The sequence below is a fragment of the Streptomyces recifensis genome, assembly GCF_002154615.1.
Classification (GTDB): domain Bacteria; phylum Actinomycetota; class Actinomycetes; order Streptomycetales; family Streptomycetaceae; genus Streptomyces; species Streptomyces griseoluteus.
This window is the reverse complement of the sequence record NZ_MUNH01000143.1, coordinates 1-18,218: the sequence shown is the minus strand read 5'-3', so window position 1 is coordinate 18,218 and position 18,218 is coordinate 1. Positions and strand designations below refer to the sequence as shown.

At 72.2% G+C, this 18,218-nt stretch carries 19 protein-coding genes; 14 read left to right on the top strand and 5 right to left on the bottom strand.

Going from position 1 to position 18,218, the window contains the following annotated elements; translation table 11 throughout:
* The 10 genes from CCN33_RS09360 to mgtA form a co-directional block, all read left to right on the top strand.
* The coding region (locus tag CCN33_RS09360) for a dihydrofolate reductase family protein (protein WP_208621693.1) at positions 1–257 on the top strand (257 nt) is incomplete at its 5' end.
* Positions 258–412: 155 nt separating this feature from the next.
* Positions 413–886, top strand: coding sequence for an indole-3-glycerol phosphate synthase (locus CCN33_RS09355; protein ID WP_190045291.1), 474 nt, complete (start codon positions 413–415; stop codon positions 884–886).
* Between the two features lie 113 nt (positions 887–999).
* Complete coding sequence (gene murC, locus CCN33_RS09350) at positions 1,000–2,391, top strand: UDP-N-acetylmuramate--L-alanine ligase (protein ID WP_086693100.1); 1,392 nt, start codon at positions 1,000–1,002, stop codon at positions 2,389–2,391.
* A gap of 14 nt (positions 2,392–2,405) precedes the next feature.
* The gene (msrB, locus tag CCN33_RS09345; RefSeq protein ID WP_086693098.1) at positions 2,406–2,813 is read left to right on the top strand and encodes a peptide-methionine (R)-S-oxide reductase MsrB; all 408 of its coding nucleotides are present in this window, start codon (positions 2,406–2,408) and stop codon (positions 2,811–2,813) included.
* Positions 2,814–3,094: 281 nt separating this feature from the next.
* Entirely contained in the window at positions 3,095–4,219 is a 1,125-nt protein-coding gene (locus tag CCN33_RS09340; RefSeq protein WP_167387810.1) for an ABC transporter ATP-binding protein, read from the top strand.
* Positions 4,216–4,869, top strand: a complete 654-nt coding sequence (locus tag CCN33_RS09335) for an ABC transporter permease (protein WP_086693097.1) — start codon at positions 4,216–4,218, stop codon at positions 4,867–4,869. Before CCN33_RS09340 ends, CCN33_RS09335 begins: the two co-directional genes overlap by 4 nt.
* Positions 4,866–5,534, top strand: coding sequence for an ABC transporter permease (locus CCN33_RS09330; protein ID WP_086693095.1), 669 nt, complete (start codon positions 4,866–4,868; stop codon positions 5,532–5,534). The genes CCN33_RS09335 and CCN33_RS09330 overlap by 4 nt, the downstream gene beginning before the upstream one ends.
* 108 nt (positions 5,535–5,642) lie before the next feature.
* Positions 5,643–6,602, top strand: coding sequence for an ABC transporter substrate-binding protein (locus CCN33_RS09325; RefSeq protein ID WP_086693093.1), 960 nt, complete (start codon positions 5,643–5,645; stop codon positions 6,600–6,602).
* 360 nt (positions 6,603–6,962) lie between these two features.
* Positions 6,963–7,328 carry an ArsR/SmtB family transcription factor gene (locus tag CCN33_RS09320; RefSeq protein ID WP_086693091.1) on the top strand — a complete coding sequence of 122 codons (366 nt, stop codon included), beginning with the start codon at positions 6,963–6,965 and terminating at the stop codon, positions 7,326–7,328.
* Positions 7,329–7,333: 5 nt separating this feature from the next.
* Positions 7,334–9,823 carry a magnesium-translocating P-type ATPase gene (mgtA, locus tag CCN33_RS09315; protein WP_086693104.1) on the top strand — a complete coding sequence of 830 codons (2,490 nt, stop codon included), beginning with the start codon at positions 7,334–7,336 and terminating at the stop codon, positions 9,821–9,823.
* Here mgtA and CCN33_RS09310 read toward each other — a convergent pair.
* Positions 9,814–11,388 (bottom strand): LCP family protein, encoded by a 1,575-nt coding sequence (locus CCN33_RS09310; RefSeq protein ID WP_086693089.1) that lies wholly within the window; start codon positions 11,386–11,388, stop codon positions 9,814–9,816. The two genes, mgtA and CCN33_RS09310, sit on opposite strands and share 10 nt — an antisense overlap.
* 124 nt (positions 11,389–11,512) lie before the next feature.
* On the opposite strand from CCN33_RS09310, the gene tatA reads away from it, so the two are divergent.
* Entirely contained in the window at positions 11,513–11,713 is a 201-nt protein-coding gene (gene tatA, locus CCN33_RS09305) for a Sec-independent protein translocase subunit TatA (RefSeq protein ID WP_086693086.1), read from the top strand.
* A gap of 89 nt (positions 11,714–11,802) precedes the next feature.
* Here the strand turns inward: tatA and CCN33_RS09300 are convergent, their stop codons facing one another.
* Positions 11,803–12,216: a DUF6114 domain-containing protein gene (locus CCN33_RS09300; protein ID WP_086693084.1), complete on the bottom strand. Its 414-nt coding sequence runs from the start codon at positions 12,214–12,216 to the stop codon at positions 11,803–11,805.
* A 4-nt stretch (positions 12,217–12,220) separates the two neighbouring features.
* Entirely contained in the window at positions 12,221–12,877 is a 657-nt protein-coding gene (locus CCN33_RS09295; protein ID WP_086693082.1) for a DUF6230 family protein, read from the bottom strand.
* Between the two features lie 433 nt (positions 12,878–13,310).
* On the opposite strand from CCN33_RS09295, the gene CCN33_RS09290 reads away from it, so the two are divergent.
* Positions 13,311–13,958 (top strand): Tat pathway signal sequence domain protein, encoded by a 648-nt coding sequence (locus CCN33_RS09290; protein WP_086693080.1) that lies wholly within the window; start codon positions 13,311–13,313, stop codon positions 13,956–13,958.
* A gap of 19 nt (positions 13,959–13,977) precedes the next feature.
* Here the strand turns inward: CCN33_RS09290 and CCN33_RS09285 are convergent, their stop codons facing one another.
* A complete protein-coding gene (locus tag CCN33_RS09285; protein ID WP_086693078.1) occupies positions 13,978–14,925 on the bottom strand; it encodes a lytic polysaccharide monooxygenase in 948 nt (315 codons plus the stop codon).
* A gap of 359 nt (positions 14,926–15,284) precedes the next feature.
* Between CCN33_RS09285 and CCN33_RS09280 the strand changes: the two genes are divergently transcribed.
* Positions 15,285–15,932, top strand: a complete 648-nt coding sequence (locus tag CCN33_RS09280) for a ScbR family autoregulator-binding transcription factor (RefSeq protein WP_086693076.1) — start codon at positions 15,285–15,287, stop codon at positions 15,930–15,932.
* A gap of 21 nt (positions 15,933–15,953) precedes the next feature.
* Entirely contained in the window at positions 15,954–17,156 is a 1,203-nt protein-coding gene (locus CCN33_RS09275) for a damage-control phosphatase ARMT1 family protein (protein ID WP_086693074.1), read from the top strand.
* On the opposite strand, the gene CCN33_RS09270 is transcribed toward CCN33_RS09275, so the two are convergent.
* Positions 17,133–18,218: cytochrome P450 (locus CCN33_RS09270; protein ID WP_107483917.1), on the bottom strand; the 1,086-nt coding region annotated here is incomplete at its 5' end. The two genes, CCN33_RS09275 and CCN33_RS09270, sit on opposite strands and share 24 nt — an antisense overlap.

Sequence of the window (18,218 nt, the reverse complement as noted above, 5' to 3'; positions counted from 1 at the left end):
ATCCCCAGCGGGCCGTGGAGGCGCTCGCCGGGCTCGGGTACGTCCGGCAGCTCACCGAGGGCGGGCCGCGGCTGCTGGGGCAACTGGTCGCGGCGGGGGTGCTGGACGAGCTGTGTCTGACGCTGTCGCCCATGCTCACCGCCGGGGACGCGCAGCGCATCGCGGGCGGTCCGGGTGTCTTTCTGCCGCACCGGTTCGCGCTCGCGTCGCTGCTGGAGGAGGACGGATTTCTGTTCGGACGGTACCGCCGGCCCTGAAAACAGCGGAATCTACCGTTCCGTTTAGCTTCCGGGGGGCACACTTAGTCCGGTGCTCCCCGTGCGGTAACGGGGCAGGATGGTTTCCGCAGGCCCTGTTCGGGCCAACGGAGGACAGAGGGTCACGAGGGCCCTCGAGGGAGAAGAGGCGGCTGGTGTTCACAAGCGTTCTGATGATCGAGAAGGCCCTGACGTCGGCCGACGTGGAGTTCGTGACGACCTTGCACGGGGACGAGCCGGTCTTCTTCCATGTGCTCCTCCAGCCGCGCGGTGACCAGGCGGACCGGCTGCTGCGGGCCATCGACGACATCGCCCTCGGCGAGCTGGACGAGGCCGTGCACGAGGGCGAGACGCCCGAGGGCACGGACGCGCGGGGGGTGGGGGAGAAGGCCCTGGAGGTCTCCCTGCAGGCGCTGCGCGCCGCCGGGAGCCGGGCCGAGGGACGACTGGTCGAGAACCACCCGCTGGAGGCGCTCAAGTCCCTCGTCGCGGAGGTGGACGCCGACGAGGTCATCGTCCTCACCGACCCCCACTACGTCGAGGAGTTCTTCCACCGCGACTGGGCCTCCCGCGCCCGCCACAAGGTCGGCGTCCCGGTCCTGAAGCTCTTCAGCCACAGCAAGGCGTAGTTCCGCAAAGCCGCGCTCCTCACCCGGCGCGCCAGTGGCCGGGGTGCGGGAGGGGCCGGATCTGCGCATAGGGTGGGCCTCCTCTGGCTCGCTCGTATATGGGAGAAGAACGCATGGCACCCGGCCTTCCTATCGCCATGGACCGACCGCACTTCATCGGGATCGGGGGGGCCGGGATGTCGGGGATCGCCAAGATCCTGGCCCAGCGTGGGGCGCGGGTGGCGGGGAGTGACGCCAAGGAGTCCGCGACCGCCGAGGCGCTGCGGGCGCACGGGGCGACCGTGCACATCGGGCACGCCGCCGGGCACCTCGCCGACGACGCGAGCTGTGTCGTCGTCTCCTCCGCGATCCGGCAGGACAACCCCGAGCTGGCCCGCGCCGCCGAGCTGGGCATCCCCGTGGTGCACCGCTCCGACGCGCTCGCCGCGCTGATGGAGGGCCTGCGGCCGATCGCGGTGGCCGGTACGCACGGCAAGACCACCACCACCTCGATGCTCGCCGTCTCCCTGACCGAGCTGGGCGCCCGCCCGTCGTACGCCATCGGCGGCGACCTGGACGCCCCCGGCTCCAACGCCCTGCACGGTGAGGGCGAGATCTTCGTGGCCGAGGCGGACGAAAGCGACCGCAGCTTCCACAAGTACGCCCCCGAGGTCGCCATCGTCCTCAACGTGGAGCTGGACCACCACGCGAACTACGCCTCGATGGACGAGATCTACGAGTCCTTCGAGACCTTCGCGGGGAAGATCGTCCCCGGCGGCACCCTGGTGATCTCCGCCGACCACGAGGGCGCCCGCGAGCTGACCCGCCGGGTGACCGGTGTGCGGACGGTGACCTACGGCGAGGCCGAGGACGCCGACGTGCGGGTCCTGAAGATCGTCCCGCAGGGGCTCAAGAGCCGGGTCACCGTGCTGATGGACGGCCGCGAGCTGACCTTCGCCGTCTCCGTCCCCGGCCGCCACTACGCGCTCAACGCCGTCGCCGCGCTCGCCGCCGGCGTCGCCCTCGGCCTCCCCGCCGACGAGCTGGCCCCCGCCCTCGCCGCGTACACCGGGGTCAAGCGGCGCCTCCAGCTCAAGGGCGAGGAGGCGGGCGTCCAGGTGATCGACTCCTACGCTCACCACCCCACCGAGATGACCGCCGACCTGGAGGCCATGCGCGGCGCCGCCGGGGACGACCGGCGCATCCTCGTCGTCTTCCAGCCGCACCTGTTCTCCCGCACCCAGGAGCTGGGCAAGGAGATGGGCCAGGCCCTCGCCCTCGCCGACGCCTCCGTGGTGCTCGACATCTACCCGGCCCGCGAGGACCCGATCCCCGGCATCACCAGCGCGCTGATCATCGAGGCCGCCCGCGCGGCCGGCGCCGACGTCACCGCCGTGCACGACAAGGCGGACATCCCCGAGGTCGTCGAGGGAATGGCGAAGCCGGGTGATCTCGTTCTCACCATGGGCGCGGGTGACGTCACCGACCTGGGCCCGCTGATCCTGGACCGCCTGTCGCAGAAGTAAAGGGGCTGATCCTCATGGCGTACGACGTCGAGAAGCCGGACGAGCAGTGGCGGGCGGAGCTGAGCCCGGCCGAGTACACGGTGCTGCGCCAGGCGGGCACCGAACCCGCCTTCACCGGTGAGTACACGGACACCAAGACCGAGGGTGTCTACTCCTGCCGGGCCTGCGGCGCCGACCTGTTCACCTCGGACACCAAGTTCGCCTCGCACTGCGGCTGGCCGTCCTTCTTCGACCCGAAGGACAGCGACGCGGTCGAGCTGATCGAGGACCGCTCGCACGGGATGGTCCGCACCGAGGTCCGCTGCTCCAGCTGCGGCTCCCACCTCGGCCACGTCTTCGAGGGCGAGGGCTACCCCACGCCCACGGACCAGCGGTACTGCATCAACAGCATCTCGCTGCGCCTCACGCCGCAGGAGAGCTGACACCCTCCCCGACGATGCCCACCTGCCGGAAGCGGCGGGTGGGCATCGCCGTCGGGGCGAGGCGGTATGAGCGGTGTCACATGATCAGATGAATGGATGGGCCGTGGCTGGGTAGCAGCCTCCCGATTCATGGGACCGTCCGGCCGTGGCACGACCACGGGTGTGCGCGCCCGCACCCGGTCCGGTCGCCCTTCCGCGCTGTCCGGGTGGCGTGGCTCGTGCCGACTGGACTCGGCCGGGACGGTCCAGGCACTCCTGCCAACCGAAGGGCGCGCGGCGTTTTGATACGGATAGATTCAGTCACCAAGCGATACCCGGACGGCACGGTCGCGGTCGACCGGCTGTCGCTCGACATACCGGACCGCGCGATCACCGTCCTCGTCGGCCCCTCCGGCTGCGGCAAGACGACCACCCTGCGGATGATCAACCGGATGGTGGAGCCCAGCGAGGGCAGCATCCTCCTCGACGGCGCCGACATCCGGCAGCAGCCCGTCAACTCCCTGCGCCGGTCCATGGGATACGTCATCCAGAACGCCGGGCTCTTCCAGCACCGCACCATCATCGACAACATCATCACCGTGCCCCGCCTGCTCGGCTGGAGCAAGGGCAACGCCCGTGAGCGGGCGGCCGAGCTGATGGAGCGGGTGGGACTGGACAGCTCGCTCGCCAAGCGTTACCCCTACCAGCTCTCCGGCGGCCAGCAGCAGCGCGTCGGTGTGGCCCGGGCGCTCGCCGCCGACCCGCCGGTCCTCCTCATGGACGAGCCGTTCTCCGCCGTCGACCCGGTGGTCCGCAAGGGACTCCAGGACGAACTGCTGCGCATCCAGGACGAGTTGGGCAAGACCATCGTCTTCGTCACCCATGACATCGACGAGGCCGTGAAGCTCGGCACCATGGTCGCCGTCCTGCGCACCGGCGGACACCTCGCCCAGTTCGCGCCGCCCGCCGAACTGCTCACCGCGCCCGCCGACCCCTTCGTGGAGGACTTCCTCGGCGCCGACCGGGGCATCCGCCGGCTGTCGTTCTTCCCGTCCGACGCGCTGGAGCTGGAGACCGGGCCGATCGTCCCGCTGGACGCCGACGCCACCCGGCTCACCCCGCGCGGCGGCGCCCCGTACCTGCTCGTCACCGACGCCGACGGCCGGCCGCTCGGCTGGGGCGAGCCGGGCGCGCTCACCGCGGGCGCCATCGACACCGGCCGGCTCCTGTCGCACGGCAGGCCGTTCCGGCCCGGTGCGGACTCGCTGCGCACCGCGCTCGACGGCGCCGTGCTGTCGCCGACCGGCTGGGCCGTGGCCGTCGACGGCGAGGGGCGCGCGGTCGGCGTGGTCTCGCAGGCGGCGATCGGCGAGGCCATCCGCACCGCGCACACCGAGGACCGTCCGGAGGTGACGGCGGCCGGATGAACGGCTTCTTCGATCTCCCCAGCGACCTCCAGCACAGCTACCTCGGCCTGATCGGCCTGCACCTGCGCGAAGCGCTGCTGCCGGTGCTGGCCGGGCTCCTGCTCTCGCTGCCCGTCGCCCAGCTCTGCGCCCGCTTCCGCTGGCTGTACCCGCCGGTCCTCGGCGTCACCACGGTGCTGTACGCGATCCCGTCGCTGGCGTTCTTCGTCATCCTCATCGACTACACCGGGCAGAGCGAGATGACGGTGATGATCCCGCTCGCCGTGTACAGCCTGGTGGTGCTCGTGCCCGCCATCGTGGACGGCGTCCGCTCGGTGCCCCCGGAGACCCTGGCCGCCGCCGAGGCGATGGGACTCGGGGCCGTACGGCGTTATCTCCAGGTGCAGTTGCCCATCGCCGTGCCCGCCATCATCGCGGGCCTGAGGGTCGCCACCGTGTCCAGCATCTCGCTGGTCAGCGTCGGCATGCTCATCGGCAACCAGGGCGCGCTCGGCAACATGCTGAACGACGCCAACCTCTACCACCGGCCGGAACTCGCGGTGAACTCCGTAGTGACGACGGCTCTGCTGGCGATCCTCGTCGACGCGGCGCTGGTGCTCACCCGCAATCTGCTGACCCCGTGGATGCCGAAGAAGGGTGCCGCCCGGTGAACGTCCTGGACTTCGCGCACTCCTTCTTCGCCGACTCCGCCCGCTGGCACGGCTACGACGGCATCCCCACCCGCCTGCTGGAGCACGTCGGTTACTCCCTGGAGGCGCTCGCCATCGCGGCGCTCATCGCGCTGCCCGTGGGGCTGGTCGCCGGGCACCTCAGGCGCGGCGGCAACGCCCTGTCCATGGTCGCCACGGCGGGCCGGGCGCTGCCCAGCTTCGGTCTGCTGGTGCTGCTGTTCATCTGGTTCGGCTTCGGCACGCTGCCCGTCATGGTGCCGCTCGTCGTGCTCGCCGTACCACCGATCCTGGTCACCACCTACGAGGCGATCCAGACCGTCGACCCGTCCCCCGTGGACGCGGCGCGCGGGATGGGCATGACCGAGCCGCGCATCCTGTTCCAGGTCGAACTCCCGGTCGCGCTCCCGGTGATCCTCGGCGGACTGCGCACCGCGGCCGTCCAGATCGTCTCCACGGCGACCATCGCCGCGTACGTCAGCTTCGGCGGGCTCGGCCGGTACATCATCGACGGGCTCTACCAGAAGGACTACGAGAAGGTCGTCGGCGGCGCCACCCTGGTCGCCGCACTCGCCCTGGTGACGCTCCTGGTGTTCTGGGCGCTGTCGAAGCTCACCGTCTCGCCGGGGGTCCGGCGCAGTGGGTGACTCCTTCGGCGGAGCGTTCATGCTCCCGACACAAACGGGCGCGATCGAGGCCAATCGGTGACCTCGCTTCCCTTGACTGACAAATCACGAACTGGCTTGGATCAACAGGTGACTTACAACAACCGCATCAGCAAGTCCATCCGGGGGAACCGAGGGGCGGCGCTGGTCGCCCTCGCGGCGGCGACGACGCTGCTTGCGGGCTGTGGCTCCTCCGACGGCAAGTCCGACAACCCGCTGAGCGGAGGCGAGGCGAGCGGTGACACCGTCGTCGTCGGCTCCAACAACTTCGCCGAGAGCATCCTGCTCGCCGACATCTACGGCGAGGCCCTCAAGGCCAAGGGCGTCAAGGTCAAGTACCAGCCCAACATCGGCAGCCGCGAGACCACCTACGGTCTGCTGAAGAACGGCTCCGTGACGCTGCTGCCGGAGTACAACGGCGCGCTGCTGGCCTACCTCGACCAGAAGGCGGCCCCGAAGTCGACCGAGGAGACCACCAAGGCCATCGAGGCCAAGCTGGACTCCAAGCTGACCCTGCTGGACCCCTCCCCGGCGGAGGACAAGGACTCGGTCACGATCAACGCGGCCACCGCCAAGAAGTACAACCTGACCGCCAAGTCCTCCATCGGTGACCTCAAGGGCATCGCCAAGGACCTGGTCATCGGCGGCTCCCCGGAGTTCCAGACCCGCCACCAGGGGCTGGCCGGCCTGAAGTCGCTGTACGGTCTGGAGTTCAAGTCCTTCAAGTCCCTGGACGCGGGCGGCCCGCTCACCCAGGCGGCGCTCAAGAAGGACTCGGTGCAGGCCGCGGACCTCTTCACCACCGACCCGGTGATCGCCAAGGAGAAGTTCGTCGTCCTGAGCGACCCGAAGAACCTCTTCGGCTTCCAGAACGTCCAGCCGCTCGTGCGCAAGAACGCGGTCCCGAAGAAGGGTGCCGACGCGCTCAACGCCGTCTCCGCCAAGCTGGACACCAAGGCCCTGCTCGATCTGGACACCCAGGTGCAGGTCCAGCACAAGGACCCGCTGGACGTCGCCAAGGCATGGCTGAAGGCCAACGGCCTCGGCTGACCCCGTCGCACCGCACCACCCGGACCGCCCGGCCGACGCCACCCCGTCGCCGGGCGGTCCGCGTGCGCGTGGACGGCACCTAGGGCCTCTCGTTTGGATCTTGCCGGGCTCGCGGGGTCCGGCACCGCGCCTCGCGGCGTTGTCGTCGGTTGCCATGGCTCCGCCACGTCGCCCTCCTCCGCCTTGCGATGCACGGCACCAGACCCCGCTCCCTGATCCGGCCTGATCCAAACGAAAGACCCTGGGCCGTGTCCCGCCGGTCGGGCCGGGCTCGCGGCGTCCGGCCCGACCGGCAGGCACCCCCTAGACTGACTGGTCGGACAGCGGCCGAACAGCCGGGACGCGGTGAGGAGGAGAGCAGTGGCGACAGGGCCCGGCAGTGGCCGGCAGGACCCCTCTCCGGAGGTCCTCGCCGAGGCGGCGGCCGCCTTCGGGCTGCTCGCCTCCCCGGCCCGGCTGCATCTGGTGTGGGCGCTCGCCCAGGGCGAGAGCGATGTCACCGGGCTCGCGGAGCGGGTCGGCGGCGCGCTGCCCGCCGTCAGCCAGCACCTCACCAAGCTCAAGCTCGCCGGACTCGTCCGCTCCCGCCGCGAGGGCCGCCGCCAGGTGTACTTCGTCGACGCCGACGAACAGGCCGCGCTCGTGGACGTCGTCCACCTGCTGGTCGGCCGGCTCACCCAACAGAGCGCACCCGCCGCCCCGGCCCGCCGCCTGCGCGGACTGTGACCGAAGTGCCGGACACCTCGCTGCGGCTGCTGCGGCGCCTGGAGACCGGCCCGCGCGGACTGACCGAGACCGAGGCCGCCGCCCGGCTCGCCGAGCACGGCGAGAACACCCCGGCCGCCGCACCGCCCGCCCCGTCCTGGCCGCGCCGCTCCGTACGGGCCCTGCGCGACCCGTTCACCGCCGTACTGGTCACCCTCGGGCTGGTGTCCGCGTTCGTCGCCTCCTGGGGCACCGCCGCCGTGATCCTCGCCCTGGTCGCCGTCAGCTGCGCGCTGCGCGCCGCCGGGGAGCGCCGCGCCGACCGCTCCCTTGCCGCGCTGCGGGGCCTGGTCACCGGCACCGCGACCGTACTGCGCCGCGCCGAGCGCACCGACGAGCCGCGCGCCCGCGAGGTGCCGGTCGCCGACCTCGTACCGGGTGACATCGTCCGGCTCGGCCCCGGCGACCTCGTACCGGCCGACGTACGGCTGCTGCGCGCGCGGGGGCTGACCGTGCGGCAGGACACGCTCACCGGTGAGTCCGCGCCGGTCGCCAAGCAGGCGGCCGACGCGCCGAGACGCTCCGCCGAGTCTCCTCTGTGCTTCCAGGGCAGTCACGTCGTCTCGGGCAGCGCGAGCGCCGTGGTGGTGGCGACCGGGGCGCGCACCCGGTTCGGCGCCGCCCAGCGGGTCCCCGCGCGGCGGGGTCCGAGCGCCTTCGACAGGTCCGTCCACGGCATCTCCTGGGTGCTGGTCCGGTTCATGCTGCTCACCCCGCCGCTGGTGCTCATGGCGAGCGCCGCCGTGCACGGCCGGGTCCTCCAGACGCTGCCGTTCGCCGTCGCGGCGGCCGTGGGGCTCACCCCCGAGATGCTTCCGGTGATCGTCACCACCTGTCTGGCACGCGGCGCGTCCCGGCTGGCCGACGCCCACCGGGTCGTCGTGCGGCGACTGCCCGCGCTGCACGACCTCGGCGCGGTCGACGTGCTCTGCCTGGACAAGACCGGCACCCTCACCCGGGACCGGCCCGTCCTCGCCGCCGCGCTCGGGCCGGGCGGCCGGGACGACCCCGAGGTGCTGCGCTGGGCCGCCGTCGCCGCCTGGTGGGGTCTCACTCTCTCCGAACTCCCGGCCCCCGACGCCCTGGACGAGGCCATGCTGAGCGCCGCCGGGCCGGTCGGGGAGGAGTACGACGGGGTCGCCGCCCTCCCCTTCGACCCGGCCCACCGGCTGGCCATCGCCGTGGTCACCGGCGCCCTCGGCCGGCATGTGCTGATCACCAAGGGCGCCGCCGAGGCCGTGCTGGAGCGGTGCGAGGTGTCCGACACGGAGCGCGGCCGGCTGCTCGGCCTCGCCGAGCGGCAGGCGGAGTCCGGGCTGCGCGTCCTCGCCGTCGCCACCGCCGAACTCCCCGCCCGCACCCGGCCCTACCGTGCCGAGGACGCCCGCCGGCTCACCTTCCGCGGGCTGCTCACCTTCCGCGACGACCTGGCCCCCGGCGCCGCCGACGCCCTGCGCACCCTGACCGGGCTCGGTGTCGAGGTGCGCGTCCTGACCGGCGACCACCCGGCCACCGCCGTACGCGCGTGCCGGGACCTGGGGCTGACGGTGGGGCAGGTGCGTACCGGCGGCGCACCGGAGGCGGCCGGGACACCGGGAGCCGTCACCGTCGTGGCCCGGTGCACGGCCGAGGACAAGGCGCGTGTGGTGGCCGGGCTCCGCGCCGCCGGGCACACGGTCGGCTTCCTCGGGGACGGCGTCAACGACGTGCCCGCGATGCTCGCGGCCGACGTGGGCGTGGCCCCGCGCGGAGCGGTCGACGTGGCGCGCGAGAGCGCGGACGTGGTCCTCGGCGAGAAGGACCTCGGCGCGCTCGGGCACGCCGTGCTCGCGGGACGGCACAGCAGCGCCAACATCGCCTCCTACCTGCGTGTCACCCTCTCCTCCAACCTCGGCAACGTCCTCGCCATGCTCGCCGCCGGGCTGCTGCTGCCCTTCCTGCCGATGCTCCCGGCCCAGGTCCTCGCGCAGAACCTCTGCTTCGACGCCTCCCAGCTCGCCTTCGCGGACGACCGCCCCGATCCCGAGGCGCTGCGCCGGCCGACCAAGCTGCGGCCGCCCGCCTTCCTGCGCTTCCTCACCGGCTTCGGCCTGCTCAACGCGGTCGCGGACCTCGCCACCTTCGCCGTGCTCCTCGCCCCGCGGAACGGTGCCGGTCTGAGGGACGAGGCGCTGTTCCACTCGGCCTGGTTCACCGAGAACCTGCTCGCCCAGGCACTGGCGATGCTGCTCCTGCGTTCCGGGCGCCGCATCGCGGGCGGCCGGCCCGGCCCGGTCGGCTGGGCCTCGGCCGCGCTGGCCGGGGCGGGGCTGCTGCTGCCGGCCACCCCCCTGGGCGCGGTCCTCGGGCTGACCGCGCTGCCCGCCGGCCGCTACCTCCTGCTGGCCGCCGTCCTCGTGCCGTACGCCCTCGCGCTGGTCGTGGCGCGGGTGCGCCACGACCGGCGTCAGCCGTAGGTCAGGTTCGCGCAGGGGTTGTCGTCCGCCGAACGCGCCCCGTTGGCCACCTCGCTGGGCACCGAGGAGGACGTCGAGGACGGCGTCGGGTCGGTCGCGTACGCCTGGCCGAGGACCACGTTGATCCGGGGTGCGCCGATCTGCTCCAGCTGGGCGCCGGGGAACACCTTGGCCACCGTCCGGGCGCGGTCCGCCATGCCGGGGCCGTACTGGACGACCGTCGCCAGATGGTTCTGGGAGAGCGCGGTGGCCGTGCTGGTGACGGTGAAGCCGGAGGCGGTCAGCGCGGCCGAGCCCTTGGCGGCGAGCCCGGTCACCGTGGTGCCGTTGTAGACCGCCACGGCGATGCCCTTGCCGGAGACCGGGGCGGGGGAGTGGCCGGCCGGGCCGGGCTTCTTCGCCGCGTGGCCCTTCCCGCCGCTGGCGTCGGCGCCGTCGATCGTACGGTCCGCCTTCAGCGCGGCCCACAGCTCACCGGCGTCCGGCTCCACGACCGCGACCCGGGCGCCCGCGTACCGCCAGGGCACCGTGACGAACTTGGTGTTGTGCAGGTCCACGTTCTTCAGCGACATGGCGAACGACAGCAGCTTGTCGGCGGTGCCCAGTCCGGGGTCGACGGTCATCGACCTGGTCGCCGCGTCGGCCAGCGGCAGCAGCTTGGTCGGGGTGAAGCCCTTGTCCTTGACCTCTTTCAACAGGCTGCCGACGAACGCCTGCTGCCGTTTGATCCTGCCTATGTCGGAGCCGTCCCCGATGCCGTGCCGCAGGCGCACGTAGTCCAGCGCCCGCTGGCCCGCGACCCGCTGCTCGCCCTGCCGGAAGAGGAGCGTGCCCCGGGTGGTCCGGTTGGGGTTGAGGTCCTTCTGGTACACGTCGTTGGGCAGGCACACCTTCACCCCGCCGACGACCTGGGTGAGGGCGGCGAAACCCTTGAAGTCCACGACCACCGTGTGGTCCACGCGGAGCCCGGTGAGCTGTTCCACGGTGTTCTGCGTGCAGGCCGGGTTGCCCTTGTCGGTCTCGCCGACCGAGAAGGCCGCGTTGAACATGGTGTTCGGCTGGGCCTGGGTCCAGCCGCCGGTGGGCAGCTTGCACGGCGGGATGGTCACCAGGGTGTCGCGCGGTATCGACACGGCCAGCGCGTGCTTGTGGTCGGCGTATATGTGCAGCAGCAGCGTGGTGTCGGAGCGGCCGATGCCGTCCTTGTCGCCGCCGCCCAGCGCCGCGTTGCCGTCGGTGCGCGCGTCCGAGCCGATGACCAGGACGTTCTCACCCTTGGACGAGCCCGCCGGGCGGTTGTCGGAGAGGCCGCCCGCGTCGAAGGTCTGGATGTTGCCGTTGAGCTTCAGGTACACCCAGCCGGCCCCCGCGCCGCCGAGGACCACCAGCGACAGGCAGACGAGGAGCGCCACCCGTGCCCTGCGCGCACGCCGGCGCCGCCGGTCCCGCGCACCGGACCGGGTCCCGCGGCCCGCGTCGCCGGAACCGCCCTGGCCCTCGGGGGAGCCCCGCCCGCCGCCCCGTCGCCGTGACGGTGCCGTCCCCCGGCTGCTCGTGATGCTCATCGCCCGCCCTCTTGTGCCTCTCCCTGGGTTGTACAGTTGCGCAATGTAGCAATCATCGCTGAACGGGCCGGAGGCACGGGAGCCCCTGGCCGTCAGGAATCGCGTGGGAAAAGGGAGGGCGACCGTGCTCCGCAATGGACTGGAACCCTGGCATCTGCTGGTCGTGGCGATCGTCTTCATCGTGCTGTTCGGCTCCAAGAAGCTGCCGGACACCGCTCGCTCGCTGGGCCGGTCCCTGCGCATCCTCAAGAGCGAGGCGAAGGCGATGAAGGACGAGAGCGCCGCTCCCGCCGCCCCCGCGCCTGCCGACCCCGCTGTGCGGTGAACTCGGCACGCCCAGGGAGAAGTTCCCGTATCACCTGAAAGAGGGAGAACCCGGCGGCAGGGTGCCGCCGGGTCCGGGGAAACCGGTGATCAGGTGCCTGCGTGCTCCCGGCGCCGCTGCCGTCGGGACACGCGGGCCTCCTGGTCGGGCAGCCAGCCGAAGGCGAGGCAGCTGCCGACGACCCCGAGGAGCAGGCCGACGAAGAAGCCGCCCAGGTTGGACGTGAGCCAGCTGCCCAGCGAGACCAGGACGCCGACGATCGAGTAGAACAGCCGCTGGGCCGGATTGAAGAGGACCAGCAGCCCGAGCAGCAGCATCAGGGCCGGCAGCAGGTAGCCCGCGAGCCCCTGCATGCCGATGTGCATGACGACCTTCAGCGACGCCTTCTCGGTGAGCAGGATCTCGGCCCCGCCCAGCGCGAGCAGCAGCCCGCCCCAGAACGGCCGCCGCCCTCGCCAGTCACGGAAGGCCGCCCGCGCCGTCCGGCGCCCGCGCTCCGCCATCGGCTCAGCAGCCCGAGTCGCTGAAGCCCAGCTTCAGACCGGGCAGCTTGAACACGCCTGCGGTGGTCGCGTAGTTGGTCTGGCGGAGGTTGGCGATGTGCACGGTGTCGGCCTGCTGTGAGAAGACGCCGATCGGGCCCTTGGCGTTGGCCTTGTTCAGCGTGCTGGCGTCGTTGCCGATCTCGATGTGGTCGAAGGAGGCGTTGCCCGACAGCTCGGTGGAGTCGGTGGTCAGATCGGTCGCCGTCACCTTCGTCTTGCCCTGGCCCGCCTTGATCAGCAGGTTGGTGCCGCCCAGGTCGACGCTCTGGCACAGCTTGGTGAGGGTCGCGCTCTTGATCGCGGAGGTGACGACGAGCACCTGCCCGCCGGTGTCACCCGCGTTCGGGCTGCCGTCCGCCATGTTGTCCAGGCCGCCGAACTGCTCGAAGCCGGTGCCGTTCAGTTCGGTCGCCGTGACGGTGAAGGGCATGCCGGAGATGGCGAACTGCACACCCAGCGCGCCCTCGGCGGTCAGGATCGCGAGCCCGGCCGCGACAAGGGTGGCGGGGACCGCCAGGACGGCGGCCCGGCGGTACCGGACGCGCCCGCGCCGTACGCCGCCGGCCGGTTCCGGCGCGGGGGTGGGGTCGGTGGACGAGAGGTCCGGGGACGAGGCCATGTCTGCTCCCATGGGCGTAGATCCATGCGGGTTTCAGGTGGCGCGTTGTCCTGGCGCGGACAAGGGCGGCCGCGCGGGCCGCCTCGCTGTTCCCGGTGGACGCGAGGGCTCTGGCCGGTTACGCGGCGGTAGCCTTCTCGGAAGTTACCGCCGGTTACATTGAAGGGTCAAGAGAGTGGTGAAAAGTAGGTGCCGACCCTGTGCAGACGCGGGCCGCTGACCTCCAACTCCCCTGCACCGTATTGACGTTGGCGTCACATCAGGTCTACAACTCTGCCTGATTCCCTCGGGACCGTGGCGCCGGGCCCGACCCGCGGCACGCGCCGGTTCCCGGCTTCTCCGGGCGGCCGTCCCGTATACGAAATCCCGCACCTCGCATCGCATCCCGGCGCACCCTGCTCTCCGCCCCCCACCTCGGAAGAGAGGCACCCGCATGCGCACCTTCCTCGCCCTTGCCGGAACCGTCACCGCGCTCACCGTCGCCGTGGCCGTCCCCGCGTCCGCCGACGCGGGCACCGTCCTCACCACGGGCGGTGTCGGCGGCACCGCCGTGGCCGTCGGCGACACCCTCACCGCGCCGCTGGCCGCCGGCACCTCCGCCACCCTGTACTCCAGCGCGACCGGCACCAGCGGTGTCACCTGCAAGGCGTCCCAGTTCACGGCCCAGGTCACCGGCAACCCGGCGGCTCCGGGCTCCGCCACCGAGTCGGTCACCGGCCACACCTTCGACAGCTCGACCTGTACCAGCAACGTCACCGGGGTCCTGGGCGTCAACGGCATCACCGTCGACCACCTGCCCTACACCGCCTCCGTCTCCTCCGACGGCACCCTCTCCGTCGCTCCGGCGAGCGGCTCGACCATCCAGACCACGGTCAAGCTGCGCACCCTGCTCGGCTCGGTCACCTGCGTCTACCAGGCGCCGAGTCTGACCGGGAAGGCGGACAACGCCGACAACAGCATCACCTTCACCAACCAGCAGTTCAGCAAGGTGTCCGGCTCGTCGCTCTGCTTCGCCAGCGGCTACTTCACCGCCAAGTACGCCCCGGTCACCGACGCGGGCGCGCCGGTGTTCGTCAACTGACCCTCCACCGACGTCTCGTTCAGCGTCGCCGCAGGCGCGGGACGAGGGCGGCGGCCGCGGTGACCACCAGCACCGCGGCCGCACCGCCCGCCAGCAACGGAGCCGAGGGACCCGACTTCGCGCGGGTCGCCTCGGCCACCGGCTTGCCGTCGTCCGGCACGGCCGCGTACGAGGAGTCCTTGCGCGGCACGGGAGTCGACGCCTCAGCCGAGGGCGAGGCGGACGCCGGGTGCGAGGCGTGTGCGGAAGGTGTCGCCGCCTTCGAGGCCGGCTTCCCGGTGGGCGCGGGCCGAGTGGTGCCCGAACCGCCCCCTGAAGCCGCGCTCCTGGTCGCCAGCACCACGTCGGAGCATGAGTAGTAGGTGTCCGGCGTACTGGTGTTCTGCCAGATCGTGTACAGCATCTGTCGACCCGTCCGGTCCGGGGGGAGCGTCGCCCGAAGGTGGTACGCCCCGTTGCTCAGCGGCGGGTTCTTGAACTCGGCGAACGGGCGGTCCGGCAGGTCGGACCACTTCAGCGGCTTCGCCGGGTCGTAGCCGGGCTTGGTCAGGTACAGCCGGAACGAACCCTCGTGGGCGATCGTGGAGGCGTACGTCAGGGTCAGCGGGGCGCCCGGAGTCAGCCGGGTGGCGGGCCAGTCGGGGCGGGCCAGGTCGAGACCCCGGTAGGCGGGCAGGTTCCCGCTGCACAGCCTGCCGTCCGGAATCACCTGCCGGTCACGGCCGTTGACGTCGGGTACCCGCAGGTTGTCCCACGCCGTGAAGGGGGCGCCGTTCGCCGCGATCGCGGCCCGGCAGGCGGCCGACCGGTTGGCGCTGCCGCCCTGGGGAGAGCAGGCGTAGACCCGGCTGACCGGATCGGTGGGGGCGCCGTGCGCCAGGGCCGGCCCCGCCGTCCACGGCAGCAGCAGGAGCGGGGTCGCGGCGGCGGCCGCCAGAGTGCTCAGGCGGGCGGTCATCCGAGTCATCCGGGACGTCTCCTCGGCGGGGCGGTGAAGGGCGTTTCCATCCCCAATACGGGTGACGGCACTGGGGTGTTCAGACCCTCAGTTGACCGAAGAAGTCAATTACAGACCGCATCGGCTGTTTCTATCGCACCCCGCACCGCGCGGAAATCTTCGCGTGAGCGACGCAGTGCACCCGGAAGCCCCCGGAGCCGGATAAAAGCGGAAGGCCCAGTTCACCCCGGTCGAGCAGGGGAGGAAGTGTGGAAGAGCTCGGAATCTCGGTGTGTCCCACGTGACTCCCGTTGCGGCTCGGTGAGTTATCGTATGCGAGGGGTCAAAACAAACCGCGTGTCCCGTTCGTGCAGGAGAGGGGTCGGCCGATGGCGAGGCAGTTGCGCGCTGAACAGACCCGGACGACGATCATCACCGCCGCGGCCGACCTGTTCGACCGGCAAGGGTATGAATCGACCAGTCTGAGCGACATCGTCGGACATGCGAACGTCACCAAGGGCGCCCTGTACTTCCACTTCGCCGCCAAGGAGGACCTGGCCCACGCCATCCTCGAACTCCAGTCGGTGGCCGCCCGGCAGGTGGTGGCCGAGGTCGAGAGCCGGGGCTGCTCGTCGCTGGAGGCGTTGATGCGCGTCACGTTCGCCCTTGCCCGCCTCGCCGTGCACGACCCGGTGCCGCGCGCCGGGCTCCGCCTGGTCACCACCAACCTGCCCATGCGGCCGCCGCTGCGGCACCCCTTCACCGAGTGGCTGGAGTTCGCCTCCCGCAAACTGCACGGCGCGGTCCGGGACTGCGATGTGCACGTCGAACTGGACGCCGGGATCGTCGCCCACTCCCTGGTCTGTTTCTTCGTCGGCACCAGGGTCGCCGGGCGCACCCTGGAACCGCCCGCGCGGCTGCCCCGCAGGGTCGCCGAGATGTGGTACCTGATGCTCCGCAGCCTGGTCCCCGTGCACCGCCGCCCCCGCTACCTCGCCCTCGCGGCACAACTGGAGCGGGAGGCCAGGACCGGCTGACCTGCGGGGTACGGTGACGGCATGTCCGACGCCGTCCCCACCGCGCCCGTCATCCGCGCCGACGCACCCGGCTCCTTCCCGCACCGCACACTGGCCGAACGGCACCCCGCGATCATCCGCCAGGTCCGCGCCGGCCTCCCCTACGAGCCCCCGCAGCGGCGCGCGCTGGACGCCCTGCTGAAGAACTGCACCGAGGGCGTCATCGAACCCCTCCCCGCCGACGCCCCCGACCGCGAGCGCTGGCAGAGCTGGGGGATGGACACCTACGCGGGCCAGTCCTGGTTCGATGTGCCGTGGCTGTGGGCCGAGAGCTACTTCTACCGCCGCCTGCTCGACGCCGTCGGCTACTTCGGCCCCGGCGCCTGGCGCGGCATCGACCCGTTCCGCCCCTCCAAGACCGGCGAACTCCACTCCGCCGGCACCGACGCCGAGCTGTCCGCGCTCGACGACCTGCGGGACCGCCCGGCCGACGACCGCGACCGCGCCCTGCTGAGCGGCTCCCTCTGGGGCAATCGCGCCGACCTCAGCTTCCAACTGTCCGCGGAGGGCGGCGAGCGACGCGAAGCCGCCCCCGGCCTGGTGGCCGACGACAGCGACCTCCTCTGGTCGCTGCTCCCGCCCGGCGGCACCGGCACCCTCTGCCTGGTCGCGGACAACGCCGGCCGCGAGCTCGTCCCCGACCTGCTGCTCATCGCCGCGCTCCTCACCGAGCCCCGCATCGGCCGCGCGGTCCTGCACCTCAAGCCGACCCCCTACTACGTCTCCGACGCCACCACCGCCGACGTGATCGACGCCCTGCACCGCCTCCGCTCGGCGGGCGGTCTGGCGGGGGAGTACGGCGACACGCTCTGGTCGGCCCTGGGCGACGGCCGCCTCGTCCTCCGCGCCCACCCCTTCTCCTGCTCGCCGCTGCCTTACGCCGACATGCCGGACGACCTCCGCGCCGACTTCGCGGCGGCCGACCTCACCCTGTTCAAGGGTGACCTCAACTACCGCCGCCTGGTGGGTGACCGGTACTGGCCGGCCACCACGCCCTTCGACGAGGTGACCGCCTACTTCCCCGGCCCGGTGGCCGCGCTGCGCACCCTCAAGTCCGAGGTCGTCACCGGGCTCTCCGCGGCCACCGAGGCCGCGCTGGACAAGGCGGAGGGAAGGAAGTGGCTCACCAGCGGCGCCCACGCCCTGATCCAGGTCAACCCGTCAGCCGGCCCGGACGGGCAGTGACGCGACACCGTTGGTCACCCCGGAGCCGGACGGCAGCACCGGCCCGGCGAGCCGCAGTTCCGGCAGAGCGCGGAGCACCTCCTCGTGGAGCACGCGCAGTTGCAGCCGGGCGAAGTCGGCGCCCAGACACAGGTGCGGACCCGCGCCGAGGGAGAGGTGCGGGCTGGGCGTGCGGGAGAGGTCCAGGCGGTCGGGAGCGGTGAAGACCCCGGCGTCGCGGTTGGCGGCGGCGAGGGAGACGACGACCCGGTCACCGCGCCGGATGCGGTGGCCGGCGAGGCCGGTGTCCGTGGCGGCGGTGCGGCGGAGGGTGAGCAGGGGTGGATGCAGGCGGAGCAACTCCTCGATCGCGCAGCCGAGTTCCGCTGTTCCTTCGCGCAGCGCGCGGTACGCCTCGGGGTGCCGTGCCAGCACCGCGAGTCCGCCCGCCGCCGCGTCGCGCATGGGGGCGAGGCCGGTGGTCAGGAGGAGGGGCACGAGCATGTCCAGCTCGTCGGAGCTGAGCCGGGCGTTGTGGGCCAGCACCGTGGTGAGGTCGTCGTCCGGATAGCGGCGGCGGTGGACGATGAGCCGGCGGGCGTAGCCGGTCGTGTCCTCCGGCCCGCGCGGCCCGGTCCAGCCGGGCAGAAGGCGCCGGTCGGCGTGCGGGACGCCCAGCAGGTCGGCCAGGTTGAGCGCGGTGTACGGGTCGGACACGGCGGTGGCGAGGTCGAGGACGCCGCCGTCGGCGCGGGCGGCGTCCAGTGCGCGGGTGAGCAGGGTGCGGGCGCGCTCGCGGGCGGTCGCCGTGAAGCGCTGGACGCGCTCGGGGGTGAGGGCACGGGCGGTGTGGTCTCTGAGACGGGTGTGCTGGGGCGGGTCCTGGCGGGACAGCAGCCGTCCCACGAGCGGGGGTTCACCGGGTCCCGGGAGGGAGGAGTACGTCACCGGGTCCTGGAGCACGCGGAGGGCGTCGGTGTGCCGGGTCACCGCCCAGAAGCCGGGTCCGGGCGGCCGGTCCGCCGTGCCGGGCTCGTCCTGCCAGGACACCGGGGCGGGCGCGTGCGGTAATCGGTGCCGGGG